The sequence below is a fragment of the Aneurinibacillus migulanus genome (genome assembly GCF_001274715.1).
GTDB lineage: Bacteria > Bacillota > Bacilli > Aneurinibacillales > Aneurinibacillaceae > Aneurinibacillus > Aneurinibacillus migulanus.
In genome coordinates, this window is the sequence record NZ_LGUG01000004.1 from 3,812,338 (window position 1) to 3,833,657 (window position 21,320).

Sequence of the window (21,320 nt, forward strand, 5' to 3'; positions counted from 1 at the left end):
GTTAAATAGATGATGCTTTACTTTCAGTATAGTCACTAAAAACTATTGTTCAATTCAATTATTTATATGATAATGATTGTATTTACCTATAATCAAGCGAGGGAGTTTTCACTATGGAACTTAGACAGTTGGAGTACTTTATGGCTGTTTGCAAAGAACTTCATTTTACAAGGGCAGCGGAAAAACTAGGCATATCTCAACCTTCGTTAAGTCAGCAAATTCGTTTGCTGGAGCATTATATCGGCACACCACTTTTTGATCGAATAGGCAAAAAAACAGCTTTGACAGAAGCCGGAAGGATACTTCTTTTACATAGTTACAAAGTTTTTCATGAATTGGAACAAGCTCGTTCAGCAATTGGAGAACTCCAGGGGCTTGAGAGAGGTAAAATAAGAATCGGAGCTTTATTGACAGTTGTGAACTATCTACTTCCTCCGACCTTATTAGAATTTCATAAAAAATATCCAAAAATAGAGATGTCAGTTTTAGGTTTGCGAACTGGTGATATACGACAAAAATTGTTAGAGAATGAACTAGACTTAGGAATTGTTTTTTTGCCTATGAAGGATAAAGAATTTGAAACCATTTCACTGTACAATGAAGATCTTTCCCTTGCGGTTTCTATCCATGATGAACATTTTAATAATGAAGAAGAAGTTTGCTTAGACATCCTCAGGAAAGTACCGACTATTCTGTTACCTGAAAACTATTATCTTAGACAGCTGATTAACAAGTATTGCATAGATTACTTCGGTTTTCAGCCTCAACCTATTTTTGAAATGACAACAATGGAATCGCTTATCAATATGGTCGCAGAAGGTGTAGGCGTAACTGTACTCCCTAAACCATATTTGGAATATCTGAAAAATGATAGGATAAAAATGATTTCCCTTGTTACCCCTACTCCGACAAGACAAGTCGGCATCATTTATCAGAAAGATAAGCATATGTGTGCCGCAACTCATACGTTTATAAAGCAGATAACAGATATAGCAGAGTCTATCTGAAATCGTAGTTCTTACAGGAAAGGCCAGACCGGCAGCGGCCTCTCAATATGAGAGACCACTGTCGGTTATTCCATTAGTTATCCTTATCTTTCAATGCATTCAATTTCTTATTAATACACTCTATAATGAATGTGCATTAATTTTCCTCCTGTTTATCGCTATTCTCCTTTCCATGCATTCTACCAGTTGTCCTCGTATTCTTCTTCACTGGTAACATGTATAGGTGGTTTGAATAACTGCTCACCAGATTCTATGATGTGCTTCGGTGATGACCCGGCAGGCTCTTCGCGAAAAATATTGCTCTTTCTGCAAAGCTCAGGAATGTTTTGTAGCGTATACAGTATTGCTTCTTCGGTAGCGCTCGTATTTATGTGTTGATGATATGTCCAGGCAGGTGTAAGCACTGCATCCCCGAATGTCCATTTATATTCGATCCCGTCAATTATCGTACAACCTTCTCCATTTAGGACAAAATGGATTGCCCACGGAGAATGGCGATGCAGTTTACTTTTTTGTCCGGGCCTTAGCTTTTGTACAACGACAGCTATATCTGGTGCAGCGGCTGCAGCCTCTCTTAACTCGGGATGACATAAAGCCATGACAGTACGGGATCCCTGTCCTTCACTAACCCGTAGTTGCTCTATTATATCGTTCCACCTCCAAATTGCTGGAGTTAATAGCGTTTTTCTTAGCGAATGAATATACTTCGAATATGAGATAATCTGTCCCTTATTGGCAGACATGCAGAATGACCTCCTTTTTTTCACTATGTATCCACCCGTTTCATAGGCTATCAAGCTACATAAAATACTTCCTTGCTGCAAGCAACACCGTTATGAATTTGTCTACCTCGTCTTCTGTGTTATATAAATAAAAGCTCGCACGCGTCGTTGCATGAGCGCCCAGCCAGCTCATGAGAGGCTGACAGCAATGGTGTCCAGCCCGCACGGCTATACCGAAAGAGTCAAGAAAAGTTGCCACATCATGCGGATGTATATTTCCCAGGTTAAAAGTAATTAACCCCACACGATCATTTTTAGGCCCATATACAGCTAAATCATCAATCTCCGCCATACGTTCCATCGCATACCGGGTTAACTGTCTGTCATGCCTTTCAATCTCTTCTCTACCGATGTGTTCTAAGAAATCAATCGCTGCCCCCAGACCGATAGCGCCTGCAATAATAGGTGTCCCGCCTTCGAACTTCCAGGGAACTTCTCTCCAGGTGGTTCCCCATAAATCCACATGCTCGATCATTTCTCCGCCAAATTCAACCGGTTCCATTTGCTGTATTATTTTCTTCTTGCCATACAGTACTCCTATACCTGTAGGACCACACATTTTGTGTCCGGAAAAAGCATAGAAATCACAATCGAGTTCCTGCATATCGATTTTTATATGCGGAGCACTTTGAGCTCCATCTACCAAAATTACCGCCCCATGCTTATGAGCAATTTTTGTTATTTGCTTTATTGGGTTAATCATCCCTAGCACATTGGAAATATGGGAAACAGAAACAATTTTCGTCCGAGCCGTAATCGTCTTTTCTACATCTTCCAAGGAAACCGAACCATCTTGCTGTAGAGGAATATATTTTAATATCGCTCCTGTCGCTTTGGCTGCCTGCTGCCAGGGAATCAAGTTGCTATGATGCTCCATCAGAGTAATGACAATCTCGTCTCCCTCTTTACAAATCGCTTTTGCATAACCGCTGGCTACCAAATTAATCGCCGCTGTTGTACCACGCGTAAATATGATTTCTTGTTCTGATGCTGCATTAATAAAGCGAGCTACCTTCATACGTGCTCCCTCATAAGCATCTGTTGCGCGGGTTCCCAATGTATGAACTCCCCGGTGAACATTGGCATTTTCCCATTCATAAAATCGTTTAAGAGTCTGGATTACCTGTCTTGGCTTTTGGGTTGTCGCTGCATTGTCCAGGTAAACCAATGAATGATTATTTACTTTTTGGTTTACTATAGGAAAAAGCTCTCGTATTTTAGCATGGTTTATCAAAATAACTATCCTCCTTCGTAACACGTAGCATCGAAATTCAGTATAGCTTCAAGCAATTCGATTATTCAATACAATTAAACGAATGGTTTCAATAGGAAAAACCTATGAAAAAAAGGCACGGAACACCTCAGTGTTTCCGTACCTTTCCTATCTTTATATTTATCCCTGAATTCCGTATTGCTTCTTTAATTGAGGAGGCGACATCTTGACCATTTGCTGGAGAATAAACATAAACACGGCTACATCATCAAGAATGCCAAAAAAGACAAAGAAATCGGGTATGGCATCAAAAGGAAAAACAATGTATCCGATGAGCAACAGACAGGATAAGAATTTCTTCTGTATTGAGACTTCTTTTGAGGTAAAGAAGCGAAACAGGAACGGGATGGATTTCCTTATATTGAAAATAAAACGCACCCTTCGTAGAAATCTTCTCATCTTCGGCCCCCCTAAAATTAAAAATAACCTTTATCCACAAGATAAAGGTTCTGAAAACAAAAATAGCCTTTACCTGACGGCAAAGGTCTCGCTAACAACATCCGCGTTGCCAACAAAGCCGGGGACATCTGTCCCGAAATGACGACTTTATTGTACCAGCTACTCCCCTTTGAGGATGTATTCATTATTGCTTACTTTATAATAAACATTTTTACTCTTCTTCGTCAAGTATATGCCTCACTATTTTAGCTCCACACCAGCATCGAACCACTTATGATAAAATAACGGCAAGTAGTAGCATACCCTTTTATAGCAAGGAGAAATGAATGTATGAAACCAATGGTTATGCATCCTTGGGACTTATGTGAGACGGATGCGATAAAGCTTCAGCAACAGCTAGCCTCAAAGGTCATTAAGCAGGACCAATTCGATAATATTATACATGTTGCTGGCGTGGACGTAGCTTACAGTAAGCATAGCAATACGTTAGTTGCCGCCGTTGTAGTCATGGATGCCTGCTCACTTCAGGTAATCGAAACCGTTGTCGCAGAAGATATTGTTCAATTCCCTTATATTCCCGGTTTATTCTCATTCAGAGAGCTGCCCCCGATCGTCAAAGCATTCGAAAATATAAAAACCACCCCTGATTTGGTCGTTTGTGACGGTCAAGGCATTGCGCATCCTAGACGCTTCGGATTAGCAAGTCACTTAGGCGTGCTATTCGATATACCTACGATTGGCTGTGGAAAAACAAAACTACTCGGAAAAGCAGAAGAACCAGGGGTGAAAAGAGGTGACTGTGCACCCCTGCTTGATAATACGGAAATGATCGGCAATGTAGTAAGAACACAAGACCATATCAAACCTATTTATGTTTCGATTGGCCACCGTATCTCATTATTGACTGCTTGTGAATGGATTGTAAAACTCGCTCCACAGTATCGTTTGCCTGAGACGACACGATATGCCGATCAACTCGTACGAAAGGCTTTGGCTACATACATCAAGTCTGAGGAATCCGGTGAATGGAAAGCGGATTACTGAAAGCCCTTCATCACTGAGCATTAACATGCTACATGCTCTATTGCTTTGCTGGTTTTAAATTCATCATTGCCCCAAATTGTTGCGAGGCGGTTGTAAAACAAATAAAAGAGCATAACTCTATAATTTCTTGTTCATTAAATGTTTCTTTCAAAACATCAAAAGTATTATCATCGATTGAGGAACGATGATTTAAAAAAATATCTGCAAAAGTCACTGCCATATTCGTTTTTTCATCCAATTGCTTTTCAGATGGCTTTCCTTTTGCCATGCAGTATTCACATTTATTTCCGAATGCAAGCTTTCGTCGTACCTGCTCCTTTAAATCAGAACTCAATTGACCCTCTCTACTAAGAATGTCACCAAGATAATTCCATTGCTTCATAATTTCTGGATTATGTCCTAATAATTTCTGAAATTCTGTTTCACCTACTGTAGAAAAAGAAATTCTTGACATCATGCATTCCTCCAATAAAAATATTTTAGTTCTTAATTCTAATTTAATAGTGAATGCAAAAGCTTTACTGCAGTTCAATATTATGATTTAATTTTAAATTATAAAAAACGGAATGAACATTTAGTATTAAATCATATTCATTTAATTTATTAACATTTGAAACTTAATTAAGGAGAATGATTCTCTTATGAAAATAGATGAGATCGATACTAAAATATTGTCAGAACTTCAGAAGGATAGTCGACTTTCTATGAGAGAACTCTCAAAAAGAGTAAATTTATCTGCTCCATCCGTTGCGGAACGTGTAAATAAAATGGAAGATGAAGGAATAATCGAAGGATATTCTATTAGAATTAACCGAAAAAAGTTAGGTTATCCTTTAACTTGTTTAGTAGAAGTAACAATGAAAAACGGGGAATATGAGAAGTTCCAAAATTTGATTAGCAAGGAACCAAGATGTTTGTTTTGTTACAGAGTAGCAGGTCAATCCTGTTTTATTTTACTGCTCAGTGTGAAAACTATAGAAGAAATAGAGGAATTTATTAACTCAATCTCTTCAATCGCAAAAACCAATACGTATATAACTTTTTCTGAAATTCCAATTAACCAGGATATCAAAGATTTACTAAAGGAATGTTAGATTTTGTACATAGTTACATTTATCGGTTCATCGGGATTAACTCCCATTGCCTGGACACAGACAATGAGAGTTAATCCGATAGGGTACCGCCAACATTTTGAAAATTTTATACGTCAAGCAAAGTTGTATATGAAAAAATCGGCTTTAGTTTGTTTATTTCACTATCGATTCCCAAAAGCTAAATAGAATCACAGACTTTGCAAAGTGAGTTCCAGATAAGTTCAACATCTTCGGCTTTCGTTCGCCAGTTGCTAAAGGCCGCCCTTATACCTGGTATTCCTTGATAAATGGTAGGTGTCATAAATACATAACCATCCTGCTTCAAGACATCCAGAAAGTGCTTAATGTCGTCAAAAGTAATTACTCTCTTTTTCATTACAGGAGTAAAACATACAACATTAAGCCTTGTAGGTGCTAATAACTCAAACTTGTTGCTTCGTTGTATTTTCTCTGTTAAAAGCTGAGCCATCTCTACATTTCCTTCTACGATCTCTTGGTAACCTAAATAACCATAAGCCTTCAAAGCAAACCAAGCCGGCAATGCACGGAAACGTCTAGAGTTCTCCGGGGTAAGATGGACAAATTCCGGATGGTCAATCGCATTCCCTAGGTAAGCGGCATTGTTCTGAAAGACCTCCACCTGCAACGACTTATGCCTAGTAAACTGCATGGCGGAATCATAGGGTACATTCAGCCATTTATGCGCATCGATTGTGATCGAATCTGCCTTATCCATACTATTCACTAAATGACTATATTTCGTGGAACACGCTGCAAATCCACCAAATGCCGCATCAACGTGTAACCAAAAAGAGTATTCTTTTTTTAATTCTCCAATCGCGTATAAGTCATCGAAGTCAACTGTATTCACTGTTCCTGCATTAGCTACGATCACGCAGGGCATGTCTTTGTTTTCCTCAAGAAATTCACGAAGCTTTTCTATATCTACAGCTTCTCTGTTTGGTAAACAAGGAATGAGATGAACACTTTGTCTCCCCATCCCTAACATGGACAAAGACTTATAGATACTAGAATGCGGAGATCCACTAACGACTTTAATGTTGGGTAAGTTATATAATCCATGTTGAGAAATATCGATTCCATGCTGGTGAGCTGCCCATTGTCTAGCCTGTGCAAGACCAACGAAATTTGCCATAGTAGCACCACTAACAAACGCTCCACTAAATTCCTTGGGAAGATGGAACAGTTCCCTGAGCATTCTAATCGTCTCCACTTCCACCAATCCAGCGACCGAGTCCTCTATGCTTGTCACATTTTGATCATATACACTTACTAACCAATCCCCTGCAATAGAAGCAGGTGTAGCTCCCCCTGTCACGAATCCTAAATAGCGAGGGCCTGCACTTCCGCTTAAGCTTTTGGAGTAAGTAGATTGAAATTGTTCCATCACTTTCATGGTTCCCCAACCTTCTGTGGGTAATCCCTCATGCATGTACTCCTTAGGATTTACAGCTGCAGGGCGAGAGTCTAATTCGTCAAAAAAGAGCATAGCCTCATTAACTACTTTATCCAGGATATTTTTTATGTCTTGTAAATCCTCTTCTATTTTCTTTGGCATCTATGTTCAACTCCTATATATTTTCTTATTAAAATTTTGTATGTGATTTAAAACGGACAAAATTCAATTGGAAAAATAATAGATGCGTCATTTATCCAAAGGAATTTAGTACAACCCTTACCTCTCAATTAAGGACCGGCTGTTTGCACAAATACTTTTGCAAGAAAGATAATTCTGACATATCTGTACGTAGATATTACCTGAAAATAAATTATATATCTTATTAAGATAAAATGGCCCATCCAATTCTATAAAATTATAACCATCCACCAGGATGATACGGCGTATCCAGTTGATCATCTCGCAGGTCCGCTACCGACTCTCTTAAAAGAACAGGATCTCCTTTATTTCCTTAATCCAACTTTCTACCAGACTATATACATCTGATTTGATAAATCGACAAGCTTTTATGGTGGGAGGTAAGAAAAGAAGGAAGGGCGGTGGGCGGGAGCGGTCGGAAAAAGACACGTTGGCCTTTCTTCTACCGGATCGCAGGGCGCATCCAACCTCTTCTTTCTCTAACTCTCCCTCCTCTAACCACCTGAACCTTTATTACTACATCAAGCCAATTTTATATAGAATACTACTTATTTTCTCGTATTTGTGTAAGAATCTCGTAACCAATACGATTTAGCGTATCGTCCATTAGATTTGGCCGATAATTAGATAGAATCACTATTCCAATAGAATTGTAAGGATCGCAGCCTAAAAAACTAGAATACCCATGAGTGCTGCCATTATGCCATATTATCCCGTTCCTTTTATCGATTATCCAGCCTAATCCAACTCCAAAGCTCTTTCCTTGGCTGATATGCTCCTGTTGGGTGACATGAAATGGTTTACTCATTGGATGATCAGCATATATCCCCAGGTATACTGAGAGGAATTGAAGCATGTCAGTAACGGTAGAGCGTAGTGCCCCAGCTCCTTCAAACACCTTCATAGCTAATTCCGGCTGATTCACATCTTTACCTGCGTACCCCGGAACTAATCGGTTTCTTTGATCAAGGGATAATCTTATAGTTGTGTCTTGCATACCCAGAGGTTGGCAGATGAACTCAAGCAGAGCTTTCTCTAAATCCGTCCCAAGTTTTTGTGCTAAATATCTTCCGAGCAATCCCATTCCTTCATTGGAATAGCGAAAAACCTTTCCAACCCTACCAGGTGATACCTTACTTAAGTACGTAATGGCTTCTTGAACACCAAACAAACAATAAGGATCGCGGTATGTTTTTTTATCAAATTGGTTCATGATTGTTTTAATCAGTGATATTGACGGCAACCCGGACGTGTGAGTCGAGAGATGTTTGAGTGTAACTGGATGTTCAATCTGCAAGGCTTGCTCATACTTGCCTATTGAATCATCCAAATTGACTACACCTTTCTCTACCAATAAAGACAGCAATGAATAAGACAGCATATTTTCGTTTGTTTATATATTGCTGGAGCATTTGTCGGGTCGATTTCCCTAGAGTATTTAACAATTCTGTATTCATTCAGCATCACCCCTGGTTTGAATACGAGTTCCTGAATAGTGCTGTGGAATAAGTTCGCATGAACTATTTTTTTCCCCTTTAAGATGTCGATCCATAAAGCATAATGTAGCCTCATTGATGATACGGTGATTACGTTTTACATCCGGACTGATAACCTTCATAATAGGCGAATAAAGGGGAATGTCTGTAAAACTAAGGTGCCCTGCTTGTTCTATATCTAGAATATAACCCTTCCCCAAAACCTTGCTCCGCCGCTGTTCTTCAATTTGCTTCATTTCAGGTGGGGTATCCAATTCCTCATACTCTAGCCCTCCGTTCATTATCATTAGAGGTTGATCTAAGGCTTTTTGACGTTCTTCCCCATATAAATAGCCATCCATATTAATAGCAGCTTTGAATTCCTGATTTTTATACAACACATTTACAGCAGTAGCACCTCCAAGAGAATGACCGATAATCCCTAGCCTATTCAAGTTAACCTTCCCTGCAAAAGGACTATCCGCCCCTTCTTGACTCAGTTGCTTAATCTTTTCTGTAACAAACTCAATGTCTTTTGTCTGTTGCTTTATTGTTGGGATAGAGGCTTTATTTTGTAGGTTGTACTTCATAGATAATTTGGGGTTTTTGTCTTCAAAAGATATATAAGTACCATCCGGGTAGGCTGACAGGAGAGCCGTTCCCGGATGCTCCAACGCAACGACAACATAACCCTGACTTGCCAATTCAATCGTTTGAAATGAATTGGTAAAACGTTCACCTAACATATTTCCATGAGAAAAGAATATTAATGGCGCTTTTTTTACATCAGTTGCAAAAGGTGCATCTTGATACGTATTTGTACGAACCAAATCGAAGTAGCCAAGCAATCTCCATGGTAGAGCATACTGTTTTTCAATTGACTTGGAAAACTCCGACAGATTAGAAATGTATTTTCCTTCCCGAGATGAAACGCTTGGATTTGCTGGATACCAGACTTGAACATTTATTCTTCTTGATTTCCCATCAGAACTTTTTTGAAACGAATCAGTCCAGGTGTATGTTATAGCCCCTACTTTGTATGGACCCGTTGGGGATTCAAACATGAATACCGGAAAAATTAAGGGTAAACATACAGCCACCATACTGAAAGGTAACGCAAATAGACTTAGTAATACAGGTTTCAACCTTCCTTTTACATTTTTAGTAGGAACATGGTATACGTACCACCCATATTTAAACAATACAAATATGGCACTGAGATACACTAATCCCATCTGCCATCGCCATCCTTCCAAAATTAAGTGACAAAGACCGATGATAACAAACAAAGACGGAATTCCCCACAATACAATATTCGTTGGGCGATTTCGAAACCAGATTATTTTCCATAATGCGCCAATACTCAAGAACATCAGAAGCATTTCAAAAAGTCTCATGTATATCACTCCTTGTATATATCTAAAAATTCCACTTTAATAAATATTTAATTTAGATTAAATATTTATTAAAAAAAATTACTTATTCTTTTGCTCCTCCTCTATGATTCGCTTTAATTTATACATAATGTTCCTCAGTGCTGTAATATCTGCTAAATCGAGCTTAGAATAAAAACGTTCAATAATTGATAGTTCAATTTCTTCATTAATTTTTATATATTTAATTCCCTTAGTATCCAGCTCAACAAAAATTTCCCTTCGATTGCTGGGGTTGATGGAGCGTTTAATGTACCCGTTTTTTTCTAGCCTGTTTAATGTCTGACTTACAGCGCTCGGGCTAATGTTCATAAGTTTCGAGATATCTCCAGTGAGAAGGCGACCATAATGATTAATATGATTGAGTATGATGATTTGACTATTGGTAATGNATCTTCATACTCTTAGCATAGAATTACACGCATACTCAAGTTCATTTATTTCTTTAACACGGGCTATAAGCTCTGCATTCACTTTACTCACCTTAATATTTAACTATAATTAAATAATTCGATATGTCAATAATTATCGGAGAATCATCGCTTGCGGCTAGGTCCCCTTATTTTGTTGTCTTTTTACTTTTAAAACGGTAACTATCGCTCACAAATACAAGATAGTGACCATGATTAGGAAGTTGCTCCAAGATTATCACCACAATTATTTATGATAAGAAGGACTCTGGTCATTCTCGAAAAGACACGTTATTTGTCACAATCACCGTTTTTTGTTTATACAAGTGAGCGTTTTGCAAAATAGCAAATTTCACCGAAAGTGAAAAAACGTAAACTCTAATGGAATGTCATTTCCCTTCATTTTTAAAGTTTTTTTGACAGAAATTCATTAAAAAGCATACGGGCAGGATTTTTGAAAACTTCAATTAAAGCCTCCGTTTAAGTGGTAATATACTGGAGATTGACCCCGGCAACATAACACTATAAAATAATTACATACTAATTTGGAGGTTTTTGTTTGTTAAACTTATGTTTAGAGCTGGGTGAGTAAACTTTCTTAATGACTTCACTCATTAAGAAAGTGCCATTTATAGAATAAGCAAAAAACACAATTTATTAAAAGAACAGGAGACTATAAATGGATATCTTAATTAGACAAGAACTCACTGAAGAATATAACACGACTGAAGAGGTTATTAAAAAAGCCTTTTTAAATGAAGAATATAGCGATAAGAAAGAGCATCTACTTGTAAATCGTATTAGAAAATCAGATGCATTTATTCCTGAACTTTCATTAGTCGCAATCGATCAAGACGATGAAATTGTTGGTCACATTCTTTTGTCAAAAATTACAATCGTAGATGATGATAAAGCTGTGGATTCTTTGGCTCTTGCTCCAGTTGCTGTTGTACCCGAACATCAGAAAAAAGGAATTGGGAGTCAATTAATTCATACTGCGTTAAAAAAGGCAAAAGAGGTTGGCCATCATTCAGTAATTGTTTTAGGACATAAAGACTATTATCCAAAGTTTGGCTTTAAACAAGCTAGCTTATGGAATATACAAGCACCATTTGAGGTACCTGATGAAGTATTTATGGCTCTAGAGCTAACTGAAAATTCCCTTGAAAGTGTGCAAGGTGTCGTCTATTATTCAAAAGCCTTTTCTGAATGAATCGTTTAGGTATTAATTAAAAAAAGGTTGCCCGAAAATTGTTTTTTAACATTTTCCATGGGCAGCCTTTTTTAATGAAGGATACAATCGGCTAAACATAACATACTTTTCTTATTGAACTATACTGCTTTTAAATTAAGTACATTTCTTCACAATTTCTTCACGTAAAAAATCACTTGGCGTACAAAATTTCCGATTATCTTAACTTCAATGTGAGAACTATTGGAATATCAATGGTTCCCACATCATTTACATGTATTCAATGTAAATATTGGTTTAAATAAAGTATAATGTCTTGTTAAATTAATAAACCGATTAGTTCAAAAACATTTTAATTTAAATATTTAACCCAGGCGTGTCCTTCTGGGAATTGTTGTTTTAAAGATAATTTAAGCCATTCTTTTTCTTCTAGTGAAAGTATTGGGAGGATTGTTTGAAAATCATTATAATCCTTTTCCCTGACTTGAGAAGAGCCAGCCTTATAGAGAAGTTGGACTTCAGGTTTCAAATAAGGTATCCCTTCTGGCGTTCTTAAAAATATTTCGTTTATTGCTCTTTTAATCGATTTTTCCCTTTTATAAATCCAACAACTTTCTTCACTATCAATTAACATAATTTGAAACGCCCAAGGAGAATTATTGTTCTTACTAACCCATACATCATTTGTTGAATTTAAAAATTCTCCTTCTTCCCAAATCATAAGCTTACCATCTTTTGCCTTGTATAGTGTCCAATCTCTCTTTAAAAATTGGTAAGCAACTAGTTGGTCTTTTCGAATGATAATTACATCTATATCACTATGTTGCCTACTCTTATTACCTAAATGTAAATCTAATGCCCAACCTCCAGCAATACACCAACTAATTGGAATTTCAGAAAACACTTCATATATTCTCGAAACGGTTATTGGCATCCAATTATCTATATCGGTTCTCAAATTAATCACTCCTCCCTCTATGAATTAAAGTTTTTCTTATGAATACTCATGTATTCTTACAATATCTTGATTTTTATAAAATCCATTTCGGTTGCACCAATGCGGACACTTTCAAAATCAATGATGCCGGCCACTTGATTTTCATAAACTAAGATATTTCCTGGTCGAAAATCCACATGTATAAAATTAGGTCCATCTGAAGATGGAAGTAATTTCAGATGACGATCAAAATGTTGCAGTGACTGTTCAGATAAACGCGGATTAATCTTCAAAACTTTAATCTCACATTCATTTAGAAACAAAAAACAGCTTGTGATTTATTAATTAGACAAACTGTTTTTATCAAACTTTATTTAAAAGCTACATCTAAAGGAATTGCTGTAAACTCGATTAGTTTGTTTTTTTTATAAGTAAACTTATATTCATAGTTTACTGCCTCATTTAGCATGTTTGGTAGGTAATGTTGTATATCTGCTATCCCTAAATTCCTAGGATGTAGTATCCATGATATATCTTTCCAATCAAGAATTCAAACACCAGGCTGTCCAACTCATTCTAGAAGAGGGGGAGACAGTGACGCAAGCTGCACATGAGCTTGGGCTGCATGAGAATACCCTGTACCGCTGGGTAACAGAGGTTAAAAAAGATGGAGAACAAGCCTTTCTGGGTAGCGGAAACCTGAAGCCAGAAGAGAAATCCCTTCGGGATCTTCAAAAGAAAATGCGGGATCTGGAGGAAGAGAATGAGATTCTAAAAAAGGCCATGCACTCCTTTGCAAAAGACCGGCGTTAGTCTATGCTTTCATTCATAAACACCGCTTCAAACTCCGTGTCGCGAAGATGTGCGCTGTCCTCAACGTTTCCAGAAGCGGATACTATGCATGGACTACACGCAAGGAAAGTGAGCGAAGCAAGCGCCCAAACAGGCTGGAGGTGCAGATTCGTCGTGTCTTCTTAGAGTCACGCCGTCTCTATGGAAGCCCGAAGGTTACTCAAACCCTACGGCAGCAGGGCGTTCAGGTGTCAGAGAAAACGGTGGCCCGTATCATGAAAGAGCTTGGCTTGAAATCCCGTACCGTCAAGAAGTACAAGGCCACGACCAACTCCAGGCACAACCTACCGGTTTACAATAACGTACTCGCTCAGAAGTTTAGCTCCCAGGCACCCAATCAGGTGTGGATGGCAGACATTACATACATTCCTAGCAAAGAGGGCTGGCTATATCTAGCGAGCATCATGGACCTGTATACACGAAAGATTGTCGGTTGGCACATGGATAANCTGACCGGGGAATATGCCTCACACGAGTATCAGGAACGCCTCAAGGAGTATGGCATGAAGGGCAGCATGAGCCGCAAGGGAAACGGTTATGACAACGCCTGCATCGAATCTTTTCACAGTATACTGAAGAAAGAACTTGTGTATCTCGAAACCTTTTCAACACGAGCTGAGGCAAAGAAGCGTATTTTCGAGTACATTGCATGTTTTTACAATGGAAAGCGAATCCACTCTTCCATCGGATATGTCACGCCCAACCAATGCGAACGTACGTACCGAAAAACAGCGTGATTCTCTCGATTCATTGTGTCCAATCTATTGACAGAGGTTCAAGATAAAGAGAAATAAAAAAGGACATTTCAAAATTGAATGTCCTGAGTAATTATCATAGAGATCTAATATCTTCCTTTGAAAAGTTAGAACCAAGGATTTTTTGGTTTTCTACGAACACATTTAAATATCTTTGTGAAATATCCCAATAGGCTTTCATCATTTCATAGTTACTGCTACTGATTTTTTCTTGATCTTTTTCATTTGGTATCGGAACGTAAACATCATTTAAAAGATCATCAATCTGTACCCTAGCCCTTGAAGATGATGAACCAGTTGATAATCTAACGATTTGATTTTTTACGTGTTCTGCTTGAAGAATTGACAATAATACATATTTATTTTTGGGTTTTATATAGTCATTTTCAATTAAGACAATTCTATATACTTCCTTAGAAACTACTCCAATTCCGTCAATAGGAGGTGCAATCGTTACCCTACTTTTTCTAGGATTGATACGTGTAAATAGGATATCGTCAGGATGGAATAAATGTAAAGAATCCGCAGTTATCTCTTTACCCGACAATTTTCTAATATTACTAACTGTTCCAGTTTCAGAAGAAATATCAGGTACCTCTAAATAATTATAAATTGTAGTATCAAGAATTGGATATGGTATATTTTCTACCGAACAAATCTCACTTAGAGGTACTAGATTTTCAAATTTATTTTGTAACTGTTTACGGTCAATCATATTAAGAAGGTAATTTGCATCTATCCTATAATCATTTATTAGATCTTGACTTATCCAGCCACATTCTCCTTCATTTTCTGAAACTCTAATGTTTTCAAAAATTTCTTCGGACTGCCTTAAAAAGAAATCTAAATCATTTTTATCATTTGGTTTATACATTTTCTTACCTGTTTCATAACCTACTTCAACTGACCTACCTAGAAAAACAAAATTCGGTTTGTTGAATTGGGGATTTGATTTGTCTTTTTTTCTTAACCCAATTATACAGGTTTTTGATACAGACCCACCGAAAGGAATAAAAGCACCCTCAGGGAGACTAATGGAACATAATAAGTATGCTTTTTCTAATAACCACCTTCTAAAATATCTATAAACTTTATTATTTAACAATCCTTCAGGAAGAACAATAAAAAGATCTCCACCAGGTTTTAAAAGTTTTAAACTTTTTTCAACAAATAAAATATCTAGTTCTTCACTTTTTTTACCTATACCAAGTTCATATTGAGAAAGTATTTTTTCAAAATCATATTTTATTGTAAAAGGTGGATTAGTTAAAATATAATCAAAATGATCAGTCGGTAGTTTATTTGATGATAAAGTATCACCTTGATAAATATTATTCCAACCGTCACCATGCATGATTAAGTTGATTTTTGCTAATACGTGTAAATCGTAGTCAGCTTCATGCCCCCAGATAGACTTGTCAATTGAATCATCAAATTTCTTCTTTGACTCTTTTTCTGAATCTGGAGAATTGATTATTTTCTGATTTACATAATTAAAGGTTTGAATAAGAAATCCTCCAGAACCACAGGCTGGGTCTAAGAAAACATCTCCAATTTCTGGGTCTGCAAACTTTACAATAAAATCTACAATTTCCCTTGGGGTAAAGTATTGGTCAAAATCACCGCGAAGAGTAGATTTTAAGAAAATTTCATAAACCGCACCCTTAATATCATCACCAGTTCCTAAGAAAGAAAATGGTTCTAAATTCTTAACAACTTCAACAAGACAATCGTTATCAGTTATAGATAAAGACTCGTCTTCATTAGTATAAATTCCTGGGTATTTTGTTTTTGCGTCGTTAAATAAATTCTTAAAGATTTCAATTTCGGTTGTTTCATTATGAAGGGCATTTGCACTTAAATATTCTATCGTAAAACGATTTGAACCTTGACCAACCTTTACCCTACGTTCTTCATTCATCTTTACTAGGAGAATTTTTGTCATTTCTCTAAAAGATTGATCTGTTCTTATTAGCCCCTTTTTTTCAATTACATCCTTACTTCGATTTATTACTTTATATAGTTCATTTGGTTCTAATAAAGTTAAGAGAACACTTCGGATCTCTCTTTTTTCCACTTCGTTAAAAGTTTTCTTTTTAGTCCTATCTATATCCCTAAGTAATTGTGCCTTAGTTGGGATCTCGAGACCTCTTATTCCAGTGAATACATTACTTACAACACAATCAATTCCATTAGTAGTAACAGAATACAATGCGGAAGGAGTAGAGATGAGTTTAGCATAGCTTGTTGATTGTAAAATATCTTTCTCAGTCAAAGATTTTGTAGGTTTCTTTACGTCAATTACAAGTTCTACTCTATTGTTAATTAAAATCTCTATATCAGAATAAACAGTAGTTTTTTTAGAACCAATAACTACTTCAATTGGATTTTCATATCTAAAATCTTCTTCGGAATAACCAAGTTCCTTCAAAATATGGAATTACTACTTTTATTTTTAGATCTTCTTCTGACTTTACTTTAGTATTAAAGTCATCAATGTTATTTAGTATCCAATCTTTTAGTGACATTTATTAAGTACACTCCTCAGTTTCAAACTATCGTACTAAACCATTCTAACACCTTCCAAATAATTTGATAATATCAATTTTAACTGCATTACATAAAAGGTAGCTATTATATCAACTTATTACCTTTTGAGAGTTATTTTTCATTACAACATTATCAATTGTAAAAAAGTTATAGTTATCATTAGTCTTTGTAAATAAAAAGTTAGGTAAAATCATGTGATTATTTTGATCTTCTTAACTACTATGTCTCTTAGCACGTCTCAATTCTTCAGAATTTTTAATCATCATTTATTTAAGATATCAGTTTTTAAATTTGAACAAGAATAAAATACGTTAACTTAACTTAAATTAAATTTACATATATTGTAAAGTGGGTAATTACATATGTTTGAAACTAGGAGTAATCGTTTAATGGAAATTCTTCTTATTACTTTCTTTGGTGCTATTGTATCTATTCTAAACACATTATGGTTAAGGGAAGCATTATTAAAACAAATTGAGAAAATAGCCAAAAATACTGAAACAAATATAGTAAAAGCAAAAATAATTGAGTGAGAAAAGGGGTAGTTAAGAAAATATTTAAAACAGAGGTTGCAAAGGAACAACGCAACCTCTTATTTTAATGGATTAAATTTGATTCATATTCCATAACAGTAATTTACTTCATACTTGCAACTATAAAAAAGCGAGTTATAATAATACTAGTGGAATTGAAAGGAATACTAGTGATTAAAGCTGAAAAATACTAGTGATATAAAATAGAAGAAACTGATTTGACGTTGATTTGACTGGGATTTGACTGGATTAACGATAATTAAAATTATCTGAAATAATACGTCCAGTCTTCAAAAACGAGTGTGATGTCCAAGAAACAAAAGGTGGGTTCAATGCCCACCTTTTGTTTCTTGGACATCATAAGTTTACCGAATTATGCTTCTGATTTGGGATAGACACTAACCTGATACTAACCCCAAAAATCCAGTTGGAGCCGTTAGTTCCGATATAATATTAACTTAATTTTCGTTGCATAAAATAGGCATTTTACGCAACGAAAATTCTAATGTAAAAAAGCAGGAGACACCCCCCACTTTGTTGTACAACGAGATAAAACTATCTCTATTCCTCTTTAGTGTGTATACATTTATGTCACGATTTTATGACATAAATGTATACGCATAACTAACGAAAAAAATATTTTTTCCTGTGTATTTACCAGATGATTTATTATGCAAAAATCAAATAAGCTACTTTTCGTTATAATTTGCCTTTTTGATAAAAGAAAATGTGTTTATTACGTCATTAATTAGACTTCTTTTTTACTTATTTTTACATGAGGGTATTTTGAGATGTTTGCTTCTAAGTAATCTTGTAAATCCAACGATTGTTCAGAGGCTCTCCACCAGTGAAGTTCTAAATTTTCTTTAATATGATCTGGAAACATAATCACAAAGGCAAAAGACATTTGTTCATGCTCAGGGATTTCTAAATTAGGCTCCCTACCCTCTATTTTTGCTTTTTGTAGCCATAAATTAAATGTATTTTGCAGTGTGAGTTTTGTTGACGCTATGAATCAAGATGCGTCGGGAGGCTTCTGTTCATAAATACCTTGAGGTCAAACGCTACGTAGGCTCCTCCGTCTTCAGCATTGTAAACTTTTATGGAACCGCCGTGCTTGGCAACCAATTGCCTGGCAATATACATTCCGAGTCCGGAATGTCCGTCCTTGCTTCCCCTCGCTTCATCGCCCCGGTAGAATTTGTTGAAAATGTTGTCCATATCCTTCTTACTGAAGCCCTTTCCCGAATCGCGAATTTCAAAAAAAGCTCTGTGCTGCTCCACCTTCACAGACAAATGAATCCTGCCTCCATTCGGGGTGTACTGCAGGCTGTTCGACATGATATTGTCGAGAATGCGTTCTAGCTTTTCCGTATCCAATAAACAGCCCCTGTCGCCCGCACCTTCTATTTCGGCTATCAGCTCGATCCCTCTCCGCTTCGCCTGCAGCTCGTAATTACCCACTCTCTGTTCGATGAACGACCTCATGCATACGGGGGTAAGCTTTAAATCTCGGCCGGAGCTCTCCAAATCAGCGGTGTACAGCATTTGCCGCACAAAATCGGATCCTTTCTCGGCATTTTCTTTGATGACGGCAAGGTATCTGCTCTCTTTCTCGCTTCTTCCGGCATCCGAATCAATGAGCGCTTCCGAGTAGCCACGAATGACAGAGAGCGGGGCTTTCAGGTCGTGCGCCAGCGCCTCCACCATCTCCACCCGTTCCTGTTCCATCTTCCACTGAGCCGACAGGGAGTTCTTCAGTTCATCCTTCATCTCGGAAAAGGCCATGCACAGCCTTCCCAGTTCATTATTCGCGCGATACTCCACCTCAAAATCAAGGTCTTTCTCCCGGATCTTCCGAGAGGCGTCCATCAGCAATTGCAGTGGTTTATTGATTTGATTCGTGAAAACCTTGGAAAACATTAGAGTGAAGATAACCACATAAACGATTGGCGAAAAGAGCGCGCCGATAAACAGCGTGGTAAGCCACCCATTCCCGGTATCATTGGTATAGGTGGTATTCAAGGAGTAGGCGAGCAGAACGGCACCGGATATCCTTCGGTCTTCGCCGATGATGGGTATGGTTTGGATGTATCGGCCCCGAAATCCCGTCGTTATATTGAACTGGTCGTATAGCTGCTTACGGTTTTCAATGAATTTTTGGGTCAATGTGCCATACAGAATAACGCCTTCGCTATTCAGCACCTGATACTCTATTCCTTTTACTGGTATGACTTTCTCCAGGTCGTTTCTTGCGGACAGCAGAAGCAGCCTGGTGTTTTGCTGCCGGATATAGTCCTTTACCCGAGGCAACTGGTTTTCATAATAATTGGCGGGATAAATTTTTTTGTATTCCAGATGATTAAAGAGAACCACTGCCAAGGCATAGGTAATCGTTGTGGCCAATATGCTCGACAGAATAATCAGGACGAAGTTGACCCTGAATTGTGTTTTTAACGGTCGGTTTTTCACGATGTGCCGCTCCTCCGCTTACGCCTTGTTCCACTTGTAGCCGATCCCCCACACGGTCAGGATATATTCGCCGGACGGATCGGCCTCGGTAAATTTTGCCCTGATTTTTTTCACATGTTCGACTACCGTCGTAGAGTCGCCCTCGGCATCATAGCCCCAAACCTTTCCATAGATCTGATCTCTGGAAAAAACCTGCCCGCCATGCATGGCGAGAAGTTCGACAATATCGTATTCCCGCTTGGTGAGCGCTATGGGGACGCCATCTATCCTGACCACTCGGCTTCGCAGGTCCATATCGAGTTTTCCGAAAAAGAGCTTGGTTCTTTTGCTTTCTGCATTTAAATATTGTGCCCGTTTTTCCCGCCGCAAATTGGCATCGATTCTAGCCAGAAACTCCTGCAGGCCGAACGGCTTCACCACATAATCGTCCCCGCCGAGTGTAAGCCCCCTGATCCGGTCTGCTTCTGATTGCTTCGCGCTCAAGAAGATGATGGGGCACAGCACCTCATCCCTGATTGCGCGGCAGACGTCAAATCCGTTCATGCCCGGTATCATGATATCAAGGATGATAAGGTCCGGTTGCCTTCGCGCCAGCTTTACTCCCTCGTTGCCTTCGTACACAGACAACACCTCATGCCCTTTTGCCTTCAACTCGTCGGCAAGCAGCATAACAAGCTCTTTTTCATCATCGATAATCAAAATTCTACTCATAGGCTTTCCGGCCTTCCCACCTGAAAAACCATATTGTACCGCAAACTGTGACAAGTATAAACGTTGCGATTGCTGGCACTAGACCTTTGACCGCCAACTGTGTGAAATAATCCGAGGCTATGATGCTATCGGGCAACTGGAGGCCGGGCATAAAGACCTCGGGAAGCTGCGATAGCCGCACCGACCACGCCCACGGCACAAACTGCCAGATCCGGTCACCTACGGTCGTAGTCCCAATAATGGCGGCAATAAGAAAACCAGCCCCTCCGGCAGCAATGGATGCGCCTAACCCATATGCAAAACCCAAGAATAGATGAAACGTGTAAAGAAAGAGAGACCCCGTCACCGCTAGAAGCATACCTTCTACAAACAAGCCCACTTGAATCATGCTAATGTGCAGCACATATTCCATTCCAACAAGCAGAATAAACGTCGAGATGAACATATCTGCTGTCGTCATCAGAATGAGCATAAGTAGCTTGCTGATATAAACTTGCGCTCTGGGTACCGTTTGTCCCAGAATTCCGTTAAAATTGCCGGCATGCTCCTCCTGCACGCCCATAAAGCCTGCAAGCAGCCCGGCGCTAACCGGCAGGAGCGCTGTTCTCATTTGAAAGAAGGCTTCGTAAATCTTGGATTGCAAATCCGGGGTTTGTTTATAATTTCCAAAATACCATATCAGCAAAAATGCATATGCGACAGGCGCTGCGAAGATAATCAGCCTGACTGCCGTTCGCTTGGTCTTGAGCCAGTCGGAGGACAAAACACGGAATAAAGTCAATG

19 protein-coding genes and 3 pseudogenes are annotated in these 21,320 nt (G+C 38.1%); 8 read left to right on the top strand and 14 right to left on the bottom strand.

What is annotated here, in order from left to right; genetic code table 11:
• Positions 1–113: 113 nt before the first annotated feature.
• Positions 114–1,007 carry a LysR family transcriptional regulator gene (locus AF333_RS20055; protein ID WP_043064702.1) on the top strand — a complete coding sequence of 298 codons (894 nt, stop codon included), beginning with the start codon at positions 114–116 and terminating at the stop codon, positions 1,005–1,007.
• 179 nt (positions 1,008–1,186) lie between these two features.
• Here the strand turns inward: AF333_RS20055 and AF333_RS20060 are convergent, their stop codons facing one another.
• The 3 genes from AF333_RS20060 to AF333_RS20070 form a co-directional block, all read right to left on the bottom strand.
• Positions 1,187–1,750, bottom strand: a complete 564-nt coding sequence (locus AF333_RS20060) for a cupin domain-containing protein (protein ID WP_052811853.1) — start codon at positions 1,748–1,750, stop codon at positions 1,187–1,189.
• A gap of 55 nt (positions 1,751–1,805) precedes the next feature.
• Positions 1,806–3,020: a cysteine desulfurase gene (locus AF333_RS20065; protein WP_043064829.1), complete on the bottom strand. Its 1,215-nt coding sequence runs from the start codon at positions 3,018–3,020 to the stop codon at positions 1,806–1,808.
• Between the two features lie 162 nt (positions 3,021–3,182).
• On the bottom strand, positions 3,183–3,461 hold the full coding sequence (locus AF333_RS20070) for a YkvA family protein (protein WP_043064701.1): 279 nt from the start codon (positions 3,459–3,461) through the stop codon (positions 3,183–3,185).
• A 330-nt stretch (positions 3,462–3,791) separates the two neighbouring features.
• On the opposite strand from AF333_RS20070, the gene nfi reads away from it, so the two are divergent.
• Positions 3,792–4,505 carry a deoxyribonuclease V gene (nfi, locus tag AF333_RS20075; RefSeq protein ID WP_043064700.1) on the top strand — a complete coding sequence of 238 codons (714 nt, stop codon included), beginning with the start codon at positions 3,792–3,794 and terminating at the stop codon, positions 4,503–4,505.
• Between the two features lie 37 nt (positions 4,506–4,542).
• Here the strand turns inward: nfi and AF333_RS20080 are convergent, their stop codons facing one another.
• Positions 4,543–4,962, bottom strand: a complete 420-nt coding sequence (locus AF333_RS20080) for a carboxymuconolactone decarboxylase family protein (protein WP_043064699.1) — start codon at positions 4,960–4,962, stop codon at positions 4,543–4,545.
• A 184-nt stretch (positions 4,963–5,146) separates the two neighbouring features.
• Between AF333_RS20080 and AF333_RS20085 the strand changes: the two genes are divergently transcribed.
• Positions 5,147–5,599, top strand: coding sequence for an Lrp/AsnC family transcriptional regulator (locus AF333_RS20085; protein ID WP_043064698.1), 453 nt, complete (start codon positions 5,147–5,149; stop codon positions 5,597–5,599).
• A gap of 178 nt (positions 5,600–5,777) precedes the next feature.
• Here the strand turns inward: AF333_RS20085 and AF333_RS20090 are convergent, their stop codons facing one another.
• Positions 5,778–7,178 (bottom strand): pyridoxal phosphate-dependent decarboxylase family protein, encoded by a 1,401-nt coding sequence (locus tag AF333_RS20090; RefSeq protein WP_043064697.1) that lies wholly within the window; start codon positions 7,176–7,178, stop codon positions 5,778–5,780.
• 388 nt (positions 7,179–7,566) lie between these two features.
• Here AF333_RS20090 and AF333_RS35875 point away from each other — a divergent pair, with 388 nt between their 5' ends.
• Complete coding sequence (locus AF333_RS35875; RefSeq protein ID WP_235496711.1) at positions 7,567–7,812, top strand: hypothetical protein; 246 nt, start codon at positions 7,567–7,569, stop codon at positions 7,810–7,812.
• Here the strand turns inward: AF333_RS35875 and AF333_RS20095 are convergent.
• The 3 genes from AF333_RS20095 to AF333_RS20105 all read right to left on the bottom strand — a co-directional run bounded on the left by AF333_RS20095 (position 7,762) and on the right by AF333_RS20105 (position 10,515).
• Positions 7,762–8,598, bottom strand: coding sequence for a serine hydrolase domain-containing protein (locus AF333_RS20095; protein WP_074715035.1), 837 nt, complete (start codon positions 8,596–8,598; stop codon positions 7,762–7,764). The genes AF333_RS35875 and AF333_RS20095 overlap by 51 nt on opposite strands.
• Before the next feature lie 72 nt (positions 8,599–8,670).
• Entirely contained in the window at positions 8,671–10,089 is a 1,419-nt protein-coding gene (locus AF333_RS20100) for an alpha/beta hydrolase family protein (protein ID WP_043064694.1), read from the bottom strand.
• A 78-nt stretch (positions 10,090–10,167) separates the two neighbouring features.
• The gene (locus AF333_RS20105) at positions 10,168–10,515 is read right to left on the bottom strand and encodes a MarR family winged helix-turn-helix transcriptional regulator (protein WP_081003384.1); all 348 of its coding nucleotides are present in this window, start codon (positions 10,513–10,515) and stop codon (positions 10,168–10,170) included.
• A gap of 699 nt (positions 10,516–11,214) precedes the next feature.
• Here AF333_RS20105 and AF333_RS20110 point away from each other — a divergent pair.
• Positions 11,215–11,748 carry a GNAT family N-acetyltransferase gene (locus AF333_RS20110; RefSeq protein WP_043065863.1) on the top strand — a complete coding sequence of 178 codons (534 nt, stop codon included), beginning with the start codon at positions 11,215–11,217 and terminating at the stop codon, positions 11,746–11,748.
• Positions 11,749–12,079: 331 nt separating this feature from the next.
• Here AF333_RS20110 and AF333_RS20115 read toward each other — a convergent pair whose 3' ends face one another.
• Entirely contained in the window at positions 12,080–12,685 is a 606-nt protein-coding gene (locus tag AF333_RS20115) for a nucleotidyltransferase domain-containing protein (protein ID WP_043065862.1), read from the bottom strand.
• Between the two features lie 68 nt (positions 12,686–12,753).
• Positions 12,754–12,951: pseudogene (locus tag AF333_RS20120) on the bottom strand (phosphotransferase); the annotation flags it as partial.
• Positions 12,952–13,189: 238 nt separating this feature from the next.
• Between AF333_RS20120 and AF333_RS20130 the strand changes: the two are divergent.
• Both AF333_RS20130 and AF333_RS35880 read left to right on the top strand, forming a co-directional pair.
• Positions 13,190–13,964 (top strand): annotated as a pseudogene (locus AF333_RS20130) (IS3 family transposase); the annotation flags it as partial.
• Position 13,965: 1 nt separating this feature from the next.
• Positions 13,966–14,253, top strand: a pseudogene (locus AF333_RS35880) (IS3 family transposase); the annotation flags it as partial.
• Between the two features lie 94 nt (positions 14,254–14,347).
• Here AF333_RS35880 and AF333_RS20135 read toward each other — a convergent pair.
• Positions 14,348–16,702, bottom strand: coding sequence for an N-6 DNA methylase (locus AF333_RS20135; RefSeq protein WP_200894936.1), 2,355 nt, complete (start codon positions 16,700–16,702; stop codon positions 14,348–14,350).
• 508 nt (positions 16,703–17,210) lie between these two features.
• Here AF333_RS20135 and AF333_RS33830 point away from each other — a divergent pair.
• The gene (locus AF333_RS33830) at positions 17,211–17,354 is read left to right on the top strand and encodes a hypothetical protein (RefSeq protein ID WP_158502399.1); all 144 of its coding nucleotides are present in this window, start codon (positions 17,211–17,213) and stop codon (positions 17,352–17,354) included.
• Positions 17,355–18,362: 1,008 nt separating this feature from the next.
• On the opposite strand, the gene AF333_RS20140 is transcribed toward AF333_RS33830, so the two are convergent.
• The 3 genes from AF333_RS20140 to AF333_RS20150 are packed head-to-tail and all read right to left on the bottom strand — an operon-like array spanning position 18,363 to position 21,318.
• Positions 18,363–19,826 carry a sensor histidine kinase gene (locus tag AF333_RS20140; RefSeq protein ID WP_043065858.1) on the bottom strand — a complete coding sequence of 488 codons (1,464 nt, stop codon included), beginning with the start codon at positions 19,824–19,826 and terminating at the stop codon, positions 18,363–18,365.
• An 18-nt stretch (positions 19,827–19,844) separates the two neighbouring features.
• A complete protein-coding gene (locus tag AF333_RS20145) occupies positions 19,845–20,537 on the bottom strand; it encodes a response regulator transcription factor (RefSeq protein ID WP_043065857.1) in 693 nt (230 codons plus the stop codon).
• The gene (locus AF333_RS20150; RefSeq protein WP_043065856.1) at positions 20,530–21,318 is read right to left on the bottom strand and encodes a lantibiotic immunity ABC transporter MutG family permease subunit; all 789 of its coding nucleotides are present in this window, start codon (positions 21,316–21,318) and stop codon (positions 20,530–20,532) included. The genes AF333_RS20145 and AF333_RS20150 overlap by 8 nt, the downstream gene beginning before the upstream one ends.
• Positions 21,319–21,320: the final 2 nt, after the last annotated feature.

Coding starts and splice junctions, on each gene's coding strand:
- AF333_RS20055 (WP_043064702.1), top strand. CDS start 114: ATGGAACTTAGACAGTTGGAGTACTTTATGGCTGTTTGCAAAGAACTT.
- AF333_RS20060 (WP_052811853.1), bottom strand. CDS start 1,750: ATGTCTGCCAATAAGGGACAGATTATCTCATATTCGAAGTATATTCAT.
- AF333_RS20070 (WP_043064701.1), bottom strand. CDS start 3,461: ATGAGAAGATTTCTACGAAGGGTGCGTTTTATTTTCAATATAAGGAAA.
- nfi (WP_043064700.1), top strand. CDS start 3,792: ATGAAACCAATGGTTATGCATCCTTGGGACTTATGTGAGACGGATGCG.
- AF333_RS20080 (WP_043064699.1), bottom strand. CDS start 4,962: ATGATGTCAAGAATTTCTTTTTCTACAGTAGGTGAAACAGAATTTCAG.
- AF333_RS20085 (WP_043064698.1), top strand. CDS start 5,147: ATGAAAATAGATGAGATCGATACTAAAATATTGTCAGAACTTCAGAAG.
- AF333_RS20090 (WP_043064697.1), bottom strand. CDS start 7,178: ATGCCAAAGAAAATAGAAGAGGATTTACAAGACATAAAAAATATCCTG.
- AF333_RS20095 (WP_074715035.1), bottom strand. CDS start 8,598: ATGCTGTCTTATTCATTGCTGTCTTTATTGGTAGAGAAAGGTGTAGTC.
- AF333_RS20100 (WP_043064694.1), bottom strand. CDS start 10,089: ATGAGACTTTTTGAAATGCTTCTGATGTTCTTGAGTATTGGCGCATTA.
- AF333_RS20110 (WP_043065863.1), top strand. CDS start 11,215: ATGGATATCTTAATTAGACAAGAACTCACTGAAGAATATAACACGACT.
- AF333_RS33830 (WP_158502399.1), top strand. CDS start 17,211: ATGGAAATTCTTCTTATTACTTTCTTTGGTGCTATTGTATCTATTCTA.
- AF333_RS20145 (WP_043065857.1), bottom strand. CDS start 20,537: ATGAGTAGAATTTTGATTATCGATGATGAAAAAGAGCTTGTTATGCTG.